The 12,006-nt window shown below is 70.4% G+C and carries 8 protein-coding genes; 5 read left to right on the top strand and 3 right to left on the bottom strand.

Going from position 1 to position 12,006, the window contains the following annotated elements; all coding sequences use genetic code 11:
* Positions 1 to 151: 151 nt before the first annotated feature.
* Positions 152 to 3,697 (bottom strand): DNA polymerase III subunit alpha, encoded by a 3,546-nt coding sequence (dnaE, locus tag ACWCWD_RS05380; RefSeq protein WP_450770445.1) that lies wholly within the window; start codon positions 3,695 to 3,697, stop codon positions 152 to 154.
* A gap of 257 nt (positions 3,698 to 3,954) precedes the next feature.
* On the opposite strand from dnaE, the gene ACWCWD_RS05375 reads away from it, so the two are divergent.
* The 4 genes from ACWCWD_RS05375 to ACWCWD_RS05360 all read left to right on the top strand — a co-directional run bounded on the left by ACWCWD_RS05375 (position 3,955) and on the right by ACWCWD_RS05360 (position 8,355).
* Positions 3,955 to 5,280, top strand: a complete 1,326-nt coding sequence (locus ACWCWD_RS05375) for a DUF2252 domain-containing protein (RefSeq protein ID WP_450770443.1) — start codon at positions 3,955 to 3,957, stop codon at positions 5,278 to 5,280.
* Positions 5,281 to 5,422: 142 nt separating this feature from the next.
* Complete coding sequence (locus ACWCWD_RS05370) at positions 5,423 to 6,112, top strand: hypothetical protein (protein WP_450770441.1); 690 nt, start codon at positions 5,423 to 5,425, stop codon at positions 6,110 to 6,112.
* 65 nt (positions 6,113 to 6,177) lie between these two features.
* Positions 6,178 to 6,990: a thioredoxin domain-containing protein gene (locus ACWCWD_RS05365; RefSeq protein ID WP_450770439.1), complete on the top strand. Its 813-nt coding sequence runs from the start codon at positions 6,178 to 6,180 to the stop codon at positions 6,988 to 6,990.
* Between the two features lie 387 nt (positions 6,991 to 7,377).
* Positions 7,378 to 8,355: a zinc metalloprotease gene (locus tag ACWCWD_RS05360; protein ID WP_450770437.1), complete on the top strand. Its 978-nt coding sequence runs from the start codon at positions 7,378 to 7,380 to the stop codon at positions 8,353 to 8,355.
* Between the two features lie 99 nt (positions 8,356 to 8,454).
* On the opposite strand, the gene ACWCWD_RS05355 is transcribed toward ACWCWD_RS05360, so the two are convergent.
* Positions 8,455 to 9,033 (bottom strand): dienelactone hydrolase family protein, encoded by a 579-nt coding sequence (locus ACWCWD_RS05355; protein ID WP_450770990.1) that lies wholly within the window; start codon positions 9,031 to 9,033, stop codon positions 8,455 to 8,457.
* A gap of 37 nt (positions 9,034 to 9,070) precedes the next feature.
* On the opposite strand from ACWCWD_RS05355, the gene ACWCWD_RS05350 reads away from it, so the two are divergent.
* Positions 9,071 to 10,201 carry a mechanosensitive ion channel family protein gene (locus ACWCWD_RS05350; protein ID WP_450770436.1) on the top strand — a complete coding sequence of 377 codons (1,131 nt, stop codon included), beginning with the start codon at positions 9,071 to 9,073 and terminating at the stop codon, positions 10,199 to 10,201.
* 63 nt (positions 10,202 to 10,264) lie between these two features.
* Here ACWCWD_RS05350 and ACWCWD_RS05345 read toward each other — a convergent pair whose 3' ends face one another.
* Entirely contained in the window at positions 10,265 to 11,851 is a 1,587-nt protein-coding gene (locus tag ACWCWD_RS05345) for a Na+/H+ antiporter (RefSeq protein ID WP_450770435.1), read from the bottom strand.
* Between the last annotated feature and the right edge of the window lie 155 nt (positions 11,852 to 12,006).

Here is a 12,006-nt window from a genome sequence, read left to right as displayed (position 1 = left end):
CCGTGACACCGCAGTAAGGGGCGCTCCCGCCGTCGTCGGCGGGAGCGCCCCTTCGCTTGTCGTACGCGACGCACCGGCAGGATGCCGTACGCCTGCACACCGGCCGGGTGCCGTACGCGAGGTCGCGCCGGACGAGGTCCCGCCGGACCCGTCAGCCGGCCAGGCAGGACGGGCCGAGCAGCACCTTGAGGTCACCGAAGAGCGCCGGGTCGGGCTTCACCCGGTGGCGGTCGAGCCGCAGGACGGTGGTCTTGCGCGGGCCCTGGAGCTTGATGCGGACCTCGGTGTCGCCCCGGTGGCTGGAAAGCACTTCACCGAGGCGGCTGACCATCGGGGGCGTGATCTTCACGGTGGGGATGGTGAGGACGACCGGCGCGTTGGTCCCCGCGTTGGAGATGTCGGGGACCTGCATCTCCATGGCGACGAGCCGGGGCACGTCCTCGCGCTTGTCGAGCCGTCCCTTGACGAAGACGACGGTGTCCTCCACCAGCTGGGTGGAGACCAGTTGGTAGGTGGCCGGGAAGAACATGCACTCGATGGCGCCCGCGAGGTCCTCGACGGTGGCGATGGCCCAGGCGTTGCCCTGCTTGGTCATCTTCCGCTGTAGGCCGGAGATGATGCCGCCGACGGTGACGACCGCACCGTCGCTGTGCTCCCCGCCGGTCAGTTGGGAGATCGCGGCGTCCGCCTTGTCGGAGAGCACGTGCTCGAGGCCGAAGAGCGGGTGGTCGGAGACGTACAGGCCGAGCATCTCGCGCTCCTGGGCGAGCAGGTAGGACTTCTCCCACTCGATGTCGGAGAACTCGACGTCCATGCCGAAGCCCGGCTCGGAGGCGCCGTCGTCCGAATCGCCCATGCCGCCGAAGAGGTCGAACTGCCCCTCGGCCTCCTTGCGCTTGACGGCCACCACGTTGTCGATCATCGGCTCGTGGTGGGCGACGAGTCCCTTGCGGGTGTGGCCCATCTCGTCGAAGGCGCCGGCCTTGATGAGCGATTCCACGGTGCGCTTGTTGCAGACGACCGCTTCGACCTTGTCGAGGAAGTCGGGGAAGGTGCTGTACTTCCCCTTCGACTTGCGGCACCGGATGATCGAGTCCACGACGTTCGTACCGACGTTGCGCACGGCGGTGAGGCCGAAGAGGATCACGTCGTCACCCTGGGCGGCGAAGTTGGCCTCGGACTCGTTGACGTTCGGCGGGAGCACCTTGATGCCCATGCGCCGGCACTCGTTGAGGTAGATCGCCGACTTGTCCTTGTCGTCCTTGACCGAGGTCAGCAGGGCGGCCATGTACTCGGCGGGGTAGTTCGCCTTGAGGTAGGCGGTCCAGTAGGTGACGAGGCCGTACGCGGAGGAGTGCGCCTTGTTGAACGCGTATCCGGCGAACGGCACCAGGACGTCCCAGAGCGCCTTGATCGCGGCGTCGGAGAACCCGTTCTTCTTGGCGCCGGCCTCGAAGAGGACGAAGTTCTTCGCCAGCTCGTCGGCCTTCTTCTTGCCCATCACGCGGCGCAGGATGTCGGCCTCGCCGAGCGAGTAACCGGCCACGATCTGGGCCGCCTTCTGCACCTGCTCCTGGTAGACGATCAGGCCGTAGGTGAGGCCGAGGACCTCCTTGAGGGGCTCCTCCAGCTCCGGGTGGATCGGGGTGATCTCCTGGCGGGCGTTCTTGCGCTCGGCGTAGTTCGTGTGCGAGTTCATGCCCATCGGGCCCGGCCGGTAGAGGGCCGAGACGGCGGAGATGTCCTCGAAGTTGTCGGGCTGCATCTGGCGCAGCAGCGAACGCATCGGCCCGCCGTCGAACTGGAAGACGCCGAGCGTGTCGCCCCGGCAGAGGAGTTCGTACGTCTTGGGGTCGTTCAGCGGCAGGGAGAGCATCTCCAGCTCGATGCCCTTGTTCGCCTTCACCATCTTGACGGCGTCGTCCATGATGGTGAGGTTGCGCAGGCCGAGGAAGTCCATCTTGAGCAGGCCCAGCGACTCGCACTGGGGGTAGTCCCACTGGGTGATGGTGACGCCGTCGGTGTGCCGGACCCAGACCGGGGCGTGGTCCACGATCGGCTCGCTGGACATGATCACGCCGGCGGCGTGCACGCCCATCTGCCGGACCAGCCCTTCGACGCCCTTGGCGGTGTCGATGACCTTCTTGACGTCCGGCTCGTTCTCGTACATCCCCCGGATCTCGCCGGCCTCGCCGTAGCGCGGGTGCTTGGGGTCGGTGATGCCGTTGAGGTCGATGCCCTTGCCGAGGACGTCGGCGGGCATGGCCTTGGTGAGGCGGTCGCCCATGGCGTACGGGTAGCCGAGGACACGGGCGGAGTCCTTGATGGCGTTCTTCGCCTTGATCTTGCCGTACGTGCCGATCATGGCGACCTTGTCGGCGCCGTACTTCTCGGTGACGTACCGGATCACCTCGACGCGCCGGCGTTCGTCGAAGTCGATGTCGACGTCGGGCATGGAGACGCGCTCGGGATTGAGGAACCGCTCGAAGATCAGTCCGTGCTCGATCGGGTCGAGGTCGGTGATGCCCATCGCGTACGAGACGATCGAGCCGGCCGCGGAGCCTCGGCCGGGGCCGACCGCGATGCCGTTGTTCTTGGCCCACATGATGAAGTCGGCGACGACGAGGAAGTACCCCGGGAACCCCATCTGGATGATGATGTCCATCTCGTACTCGACCTGCTTCTGCCGGTCGTCCGGGATGCCGTTCGGGAAGCGGCGGTTCATGCCGACCCGGACCTCCTCCCGGAACCAGGTGACCTCCGTGTAGCCGTCCGGGATGTCGAACTTCGGCATCAGGTCGCGCTTTTCGAACATGCCGGTGGTGTCGATCTGCTGCGCGACCAGCAGAGTGTTGGCGCACCCCTCCTGCCAGGCGTCGGAGGAGTCGACGGCGTACATCTCGTCGGTGGTCTTGAGGTAGTAGCCGGTGCCGTCGAAGCGGAAGCGGTCGGGGTCGGAGAGGTTCTTGCCGGTCTGGATGCAGAGCAGGGCGTCGTGGGCGGTCGCCTCGTGCGCGTAGGTGTAGTGCGAGTCGTTGGTGACCAGCGGCGGGATGTTCAGCTTCTTGCCGATTTCGAGCAGCCCGTCGCGGACCCGGCGCTCGATCTCGATGCCGTGGTCCATCAGCTCCAGGAAGTACTTGCCCTCGCCGAAGATGTCCTTGTAGTCGGAGGCGGCCTGGACGGCCTCGTCGAACTGGCCGAGCCGCAGCCGGGTCTGCACCTCGCCGGAGGGGCACCCGGTGGAGGCGATCAGGCCCTCGGACCACTGGGCGATGGTCTCCTTGTCCATGCGGGGCCACTTCTGCAGCCAGCCCTCGGCGTACGCGTCCGAGGAGAGCTTGAAGAGGTTGTGCAGCCCAGTGCTGTTCGCCGCCCAGATCGTCTTGTGGGTGTAACCACCGGAACCGGAGACGTCGTCGCGCTTCTGGTGCGGCTGCCCCCACTGGATCTTCCGTTTGTGCTTGCGCGACTCCGGCGCGACGTACGCCTCGATGCCGATGATCGGCGTCACACCGGCCTTCTTCGCCGTGTGGAAGAAGTCGTACGCCCCGTGGAGGTTGCCGTGGTCCGTCATGGCGATGTGCGACATCCCCATGGTGTTGGCCGCCTCGAACATGTCCTTGAGCCGCGCGGCACCGTCGAGCAGGGAGTACTGGGTGTGGACGTGCAGGTGCGTGAAGGGCGGCTTGGTCACGGCGCTGTGCCTCCGGGGGATGACAGATGTGGCACGCCGCACACGGCCCGGAATGACGGGCGGGCGACGGACAACCGACGGCTGGGGGGTGTCGAGGGGACAGCGTGGAAGTCTACGTCTCCGCGCTGACGAACGTCGGGCACTTGGGAGTACGGTCGCGCGTTGGAGGGGCGGAGACGCCTGTCCCATTTGTCATGAACGCCAAGTTCGACGGCGCTCGGCCCAGGTCGACGCCCTGTACCAGGAGGCACCCAGCGATGTCGGAACAGCTGAGCGGCGCGGAAGACCGCGGGGAGCGCATTCTCGCCGTCTTCGAGACGGCCTTCGGTGAGCTGCTGGCGGCCGACCCGGCCGCCTTCCAGGTCAAGTTCCGGAAGATGGCGGGCTCGGCCTTCGCCTTCTACCGGGGCACCGCCTGCCTGTTCTACGACGACCTGGCCCGGGAGCGGCACGGCGGCCCGTTCCTGGACGAGCGCACCGGCCGCGTCTGGATCCACGGGGACCTCCACGCGGAGAACTTCGGCACCTACATGGACGCCAACGGCCGCCTGGTGTTCAACGTCAACGACTTCGACGAGGCGTACGTCGGCCCCTTCACCTGGGACCTCAAGCGCTTCGCCGCCTCCGTCGCCCTGATCGGGTACGCCAAGGCGCTCAGCGACGACCAGATCACCGAGCTGGTCCGGGTCTACGCCGCCGCGTACCGCGAGCGCATCCACGCGCTGGCGACCGGCGCGAAGAACGACGAGGTGCCGCCCTTCACCCTGGACACCGCCGACGGTCCGCTGCTCGGCGCGCTCCGCACGGCCCGGTCGCTCACCCGCTTCTCGCTGCTGGACTCGATGACGGAGATCCGCGACTTCGAGCGCCGGTTCGCCGCGGGCGGCGGCGCCATCGACCTGGACGCGGCGACCCGCTACAAGGTCCTCGCGGCGTTCGACGGCTATCTGGAGACCCTGCCCGAGTCGAGCCTGACCCGCCCGGACTCGTACCGGGTGAAGGACGTGGTGGGCCGCCGGGGCATCGGCATCGGCTCGGCCGGGCTGCCCTCGTACAACATCCTGCTGGAGGGGAACAGCGACGCCCTGGAGAACGACGTCGTGATCTACCTCAAGCAGGCGCAGACCCCGGCCGTCTCCCGGCACATCACGGACTCCGCGGTGCGCGACTACTTCCAGCACGAGGGCCACCGCACGGTGATCTCCCAGCGGGCGCTCCAGGCCCACGCCGACCCGTGGCTGGGCTGGACCGAGCTGGACGGCGCCGGGCAGCTGGTCGCCGAGGTCTCTCCGTACGCCGTGGACCTCGACTGGTCCGACATCGACGAGCCCGACGAGATCGCGGCGGTCGTCGCCGACCTCGGCCGGGCGACGGCCACCATGCACGCGGCGGCCGACGACGAGAGCGGCCACTCGCTGGTGCCGTTCTCCACCGAGCGGGCCATCGACGCCGCCATCGCGGCCGACGAGGACGGCTTCGGCGACCTGCTCGTCGACTTCGCCCACAGTTACGGCGCACGGGCCCGCCGGGACCACCGGATCTTCGTGGACCTCTTCCGCAACGGCCGCATCCCGGGCCTCTGACCGGGCCTCTGTCGGGGACCCTGCCCGGCCTCTGACCGGCCTCTGTCCGGCTCCCGCGACCGGGACTCCGACCCGGTCGCGGGAGCCGTAGTCCCGGACCTTTAGGGGTCGCTTACAGGGACGCGTGCGAGACTCTCCGGCGATGGACATGTCGAGGACGCACCTACGGACCGCGCGCGCGGCGCTCTTCACCGCGCTCGTCGTCACGCTGTCCTCCGCGTCCCACGTCCTGCTCTCCCGGGAAGCCCTGCCGGTGACCGCGCTGACGCTGATGGCGGGCCTGGTGTTCGCCGCCGCCTACGCGCTGGCCGGGCGGGAGCGCGGCTTCGGGGCGATAGCGGGGCTGCTGGTCCCGCTGGAGCTCGCCGCGGACACCGTCTTCACCACCGGGCAGCAGCTCTGCTACGGCGCGGCGGGCGGCCCGGTGGCCGGCCCACTGCGCTCCCTCGGGTTCGACGTCCTCTGCGGCGGCCACGGGGTGGGTGCGCCGCTGGCGCGGGTGGCCGGAGTCGGCCGCCCCGCCGCCGCGTCCGTCCTGGAGCTGCCGCTGTCCCCGGGGCCGACGGTCCCCTGGCTGCTGCTGGCCGCGCACGTGACGGTCGGGCTGCTCGCCGCGGCCTGGCTGCGGCGCGGCGAGTCCGCGCTCGCCGCCCTGCTGCGGGCTGCGGCCGCCTTCGCGTTCCGCCCGCTGCTGGTCGCGGCGGCGGTGGCCGGAGCCTTCCGGCGGCCGGTGCGCGAGGCCGTGCGCCCGGTGGGCCGGCGCCCGCCCCTCGCCGCCCGCCCGCTCTTCACGCACTCCGTGGGCCGGAGGGGTCCGCCGCTGCCGGCCTGATCCCGGTACGGCATTCCTCCCCCCATTTCCTCACGTCTCGTACGTGCATTCCACGGAGAACGATCATGAGCAACCGCAACAACCAGGCGAACAAGGCAGCGGCCCGCGAGCGGCTGCGCGCGGAGCGCGAGCGCCAGGCGAAGAAGGACAAGGCCCGCAAGCAGATCTTCGTCGGCGCCTCGATCGTCGTGGTGCTGGCGATAGCCGGCGGTGTCGCCTACGGCGTCAACGAGCTGAACAAGCCGGACGCCTGGGAGGCGGCGGGCGACGCGAAGGTGACCGCCCCGAAGAACACCACCGGCACCAACGGCACGACCGTCGTGATCGGTGAGTCCTCCGCGAAGAAGACGCTGGAGATGTACGAGGACTCCCGCTGCCCGATCTGCGCCCAGTTCGAGCAGACCGTCGGCTCGACGGTCACCAAGGACGTCGCGGACGGCAAGTACAAGATCAAGTACATCGGCGCCACCTTCATCGACAACAGCGACAACGGCGAGGGCTCCAAGAACGCCCTCAGCGCCCTGGGGGCGGCCCTCAACGTCAGCCCCGACGCGTTCCTCCAGTACAAGACGGCGCTGTACTCGGCGAAGTACCACCCCGACGAGACCGAGGACAAGTTCGCCAAGGACAGCTACCTCATCGAGGTAGCCAACTCCGTGGACGCGCTCAAGGACAACAAGGCGTTCCAGAAGGACGTCAACGACGGCACCTACGACGCGTGGGCCGTGAAGATGTCCAAGACCTTCGACTCCAGCGGGGTCACCGGCACGCCGACCCTGAAGATGAACGGCAAGAACGTGACCGCCGAGGGCAGCGACAGCGCGCCCATGACGGTCGCCGACTACACCACGGCGATCGACGCGGCGCTCAAGGGCTGACGCACCGGTACGGACGGACGGGACGGGCGGACACCTCCGGGTGCCCGCCCGTTCCGCTGCCCGCCGCGAGGACGCCCCGGCCCCGGCCCCACTCCTCCCGGCCCCGGCACGGTCCGGCGGGTTTTGGCCACGGCCGGCGCGGTGGTCATGTGTCCCGGAGGTCACGACCGGGGCGCCCCTTTGCGGACACACCGCCCGCGGCGTCGACGGCCGGGTTACACGGACGCTTCGAGGACGTACGCGGGCGGGACCCCGCCTGCCCGGGAAACCCACCCGCCCCACGGCGAACAGGCCGGAAGAACACTCCCCCAGACATGACATGCACACGTAATCTCCCGGCGGAGCGGGCGGGGAAATCCCTCGCCCGCGCGTCCTCGAGGAGTCCCTGTGCGCGCTCTCTTCCCGACCTCCCCCCACGTGCGTCGCCGCCTGCTCGCCACCGCCGCCCTGGCCGGAACCCTGGCCCTGACCCCGGTGTCCGCCTCCCCGGTCAACGCCTCCGCCGCCACGGGGGCCACCGCCTGCGCCGACGACACGGCGTCCGCCCTCGCCCGCCAGGCCCGCCCCGGGGCGGGCGCCACGGCGCACGAGCCCAACGCCGTCAGCACCGCCGCGGCACAGACGATGGACGCCGACCTGCGCACCAGACTCGCCCAGCGCCGCTCGGCCGGGGTCACCGCACTGGCGGCCGGCGCCTCGATACCGGTGTACTTCCACGTCATCCACTCGGGCACCACCGGGAAACTGTCGGCGAGCGCCGTCAGCGCCCAGATGAGCGTGCTCAACAGCGCGTACGCCGGAGCCGGTACGGGCAACACCGCCACCGGCTTCAGCTTCACCCTGGCGGGCACGGACTACACCGACAACGCCACCTGGTACAACGTGAGCTCCGGTTCCAGCGCCGAGAAGGCGATGAAGAGCGCCCTGCGCAAGGGCGGGGCCAACGCCCTCAACATCTACACCGCCAACCTCGGCGGCGGCCTCCTCGGCTGGGCAACCTTCCCGAGCTCCTACACGTCCAGCCCGAGCATGGACGGAGTGGTGATCCTCGACACCTCGCTGCCGGGCGGCGCCGCGACCCATTACGACGAGGGCGACACCGCGACCCACGAGGTCGGCCACTGGATGGGGCTCTACCACACCTTCCAGGGCGGCTGCAACGGAAACGGCGACTACGTCGCCGACACCCCGGCCGAGAAGACCGAGGCGTACGAGTGCCCCACCGGGCGTGACACCTGCACCAACAAGACCGGGGTCGACCCGATCCACAACTTCATGGACTACACGTACGACTCCTGCATGTACCAGTTCACCCCCGGCCAGGTGCAGCGCATGAGCGACAGCTGGACCGCCTACCGCGGCTGAGCCACCCCTCCGCCCGCCCCCGCGCCCCCGGGCCGCGTCAGTGGCCCGGGGACGCGTCCGAGGTACGGGAGCGTGCCCGTGGCCCGGGGGCGCGGCGCGTCAGAGGGTCGCCAGGAAGCCCAGCGCGACCTTCCACGCCAGCTCGGCGGCCTTCTCGTCGTAGTCGGGCAGCGCGTCGTCGGTGAAGAGGTGCCCGGCGCCGGGGTAGCGGTAGATCTCCACGTCCGCCCCGGCCCGCCGCATCTCCAGGTACCAGCTGTTCAGCCAGTCGTGCGTCTCCGAGGGGTCCGGATCGGCGACGTGCAGCTGGACCGGGAGTTCGTCCGTGCTGGCGTTCTCGGCGAGGTCCGAGGTGCCGTGGAAGAGCAGCAGCCCGCGGGCCTTCTCGTCGCCGAGGGCGAGGGTCTGCGCGACGGCCGCGCCCAGCGAGAAGCCCGCGTAGACCAGGCCCTGCTCCGAGTAGGGCGCGGCGGCCAGGACCGCCCGCTTGAGCAGCTCGTCCTTGCCCAGCTCCTCCCGGTACGCCTGCGCCTCCGCCTGCGTTTCAAAGGTGTGCCCCTCGAACAGATCGGGCACGCGCACCTCATGGCCGGCTGCTCGGAGCCGGTCGGCAGCGGCGTGCACCGCGGGCCGGAGCCCGTAGGTCGAGTGGAAAAGCATGATGTTCATGCCGCCCATGGTGCCAGCTGCCACCCCGACCCCGGAGGACACGAGGATGGAGAACGTGCTGCGCCCGCTGCTGATCGTCGGCGGTTCGGTGGCGATCACCCTGCTGGCCGGATACCTGGTGGACTTCGCTCTGCGGCGGGCCGACGTCCGGCACCCGGACACGCCGCTGTGGGGCCTGCTGCGGCGCTGCCGGCCGCCCCTCCAGGTGGTGATCTGCGCGGCCCTGCTGCGCGGCACCTTCGCCCATCTGCGCCTGGAGCTGGTGCGGGACCACCGGGACGCGATCGGCCAGGTGCTGAGTCTGGTCCTGATCGGCGCCTCGGCCTGGCTGGTGGTCCGGGTGGCGGCGACCGTCGTGGAGTCCAGTTACGCCCGGTACGCGACCTCCACCCGCGATCCGGCCCGGGTCCGCCGCGTGCGCACCCAGGTGACGCTGATCCAGCGGGTGGTCATCGCCGTGGTGACCACGGTCGCGGTCGCCGCGATGCTGCTCACCTTCCCGGCGATGCAGGCCGTCGGCACCTCGATGCTGGCCTCGGCCGGTGTGCTCGGCATCGTCGCCGGTGTCGCCGCCCAGTCCACCCTCGGCAACGTCTTCGCCGGGTTCCAGATCGCCTTCGGCGACATGGTGCGCCTCGGCGACACCGTGGTGGTGGACGGGGAGTGGGGCACGGTGGAGGAGATCACCCTGACCTTCCTCGCCGTACGCACCTGGGACGAGCGCCGGATCACCATGCCGGTGTCGTACTTCACCAGCCGCCCGTTCGAGAACTGGTCGCGCGGCGGGGTCCAGATGACCGGCACGGTCTACTTCCACCTGGACCACGCGGCGCCGATGGCCGCGATGCGGGACAAGGTGCGCGACATCCTCGGCGAGTGCGGCGCCTGGGACGGCCGGACCTGGTCCCTGGCGGTGACGGACACCACCCCCACCACGATCCAGGTACGGGCCGTGGTCACCGCGAAGGACGCTGACGACATCTGGACGGTCCGGTGCGCGGTGCGCGAGCAGCTGATCGCCTGGCTCCGGGACCACCATCCGTACGCCCTGCCCCGCGTCGCCACGGCCCCCGCCACGCTCGTGGCGGCCGACCAGTGGCCGGAGCTGACCTCCCGTACGGCCACGTCCGTCCGCCGCAACGGCAAGGATCCGGCCCCGCACACCGGCCGCGGCTGACGCGCCCACGCCCGGCCCGCCCACGCCCCGCCCAACCACGCCCGGGCCACCCGTGGGGCGCGCTCAGCGCAGGCTGCGTACGTCCAGGAACCGCAGCACCCGGTCGACCACCTCCGGGTCCGAGCCCGTCTCGCTGCGGGCCGAGAGGACCTCGTGGCGGGCGGCCGACAGCAGCTCCCGCTGGATGCGGCTGACCTCCTTGAACCGCTTCGCCCGCTGGGCGTACGCGTCGCGCCGCTCGTCGTCCACCATGTCGGGGCTGATGCGCGCCCCGATGTCGTAGGCGGCGCGCTGGAGCCGCTCCAGCACGTCCTCGGGGAACTCCTCCACCTGCTGGATCTCCTTCAGGCGCGCCCTGGCCGCCTTCGCGGCACGGATCGCGAGGCGCTTCTCCAGCTCCCGTTCGGCGTCGGTGTCGGCGCGGACGCCGAGCCGGCGCACCAGCCAGGGCAGGGTGAGCCCCTGGAAGACGAGGGTCGCCATGATGACCGCGAAGGCGATGAAGACGATCTCGTCGCGGCCCGGGAACGGCTCGCCGTCGTCGGTCTTCAGCGGGACGGCGAGGGCCAGCGCCACGGACGCCACCCCGCGCATCCCGGCCCACCACATGACGACCGTCTCGCGCCAGCTGGTCGGGATCTCCTCGCTCACGTCGCGCCGGGTGTGCAGCTTCTTGGCGAGCCAGGTCGCGGGCAGCAGCCAGAGCAGGCGTACGCCGATGACCACGGCGACGATCGCGAGCCCCCAGCCCACCATCCGCCACTCCCGCCCGTCGGCGGTGCCGAAGACGTTGTGGAGTTCCAGCCCGATGAGCCCGAAGGCGATCCCGGTGACCAGGGTGTCGACGATGTTCCAGAAGGTGCGCCCGGTGAGCCGGCCCAGCACGTCGTCCGCGTCGGCGGTGTGCTCGGCGAGGAAGAGCGCGGTGGTGAGCACCGCGAGGACCCCGGAGCCCATCAGCTCCTCGGACAGGACGTAGGCGACGAACGGGACGAGCAGGGTGAGGCCGACCTGGAGCGTGGCGTCCCCGAGGAGCCCCATCAGCTTGATGGTGAGCCAGCCGAGCGCGAACCCGACCGCCACGGCGACCGCTGCCGACAGGAGCAGCAGCCCGAAGGCCTCCGGGAGCGAGAAGGTGCCGGACACCGCCGCCGCGATGGCCACGTGGTAGAGCACGATCGCGGTCACGTCGTTGAAGAGGCCCTCGCCCTCCAGGATGGAGATCAGCCGCCGGGGCAGCCCGAGCGAACCGGCGACGGCCGTGGCGGCCACCGGGTCGGGCGGCGCGACGAGCGCGCCGAGCGCCACGGCGGCGGCGAGGGGCAGCCCGGGCACGACGGTGTCGGCGACGGCCGCGACCGCCGCCGTCGTCACGAAGACCAGGGCGACCGCGAGCAGGAAGATCGGCCGTTTGTTGGCCGCGAACTGCCGCCAGGAGGTGCGCTGCACGGAGGCGTAGAGCAGCGGCGGCAGCAGCGCGGGGAGGATGATCTCCGGCGGGATGTCGACGTTGGGCACGAAGGGGAGGAAGGCCATCCCCACCCCGATGAGCGTCATCAGCACCGGGGCCGGCAGCCCCAGCCGCTCCCCCACCGGCACCGTGATCACGGCTCCCAGCAGGAGCAGCAGGAGCAGTGCCATCTGGTCCACGTGGAACGCCTTCCGCAGGATGCAGCGTTCCCGCCCGGCACGCGGCCGGGCGGGATCTCCACCCTGTCACGCCGGGTCCGCGAGGTGCGGTGACACCCCCTGCGCGACGTGCGAACGGAAGCTGACGTGCGAACGGAAGCTGACGTGCGAACGGA

It is taken from the genome of Streptomyces sp. NPDC001493, assembly GCF_053597235.1.
The sequence above is the reverse complement of the archived record's forward strand: the minus strand, read 5'-3'. Positions and strand labels throughout refer to the sequence as shown.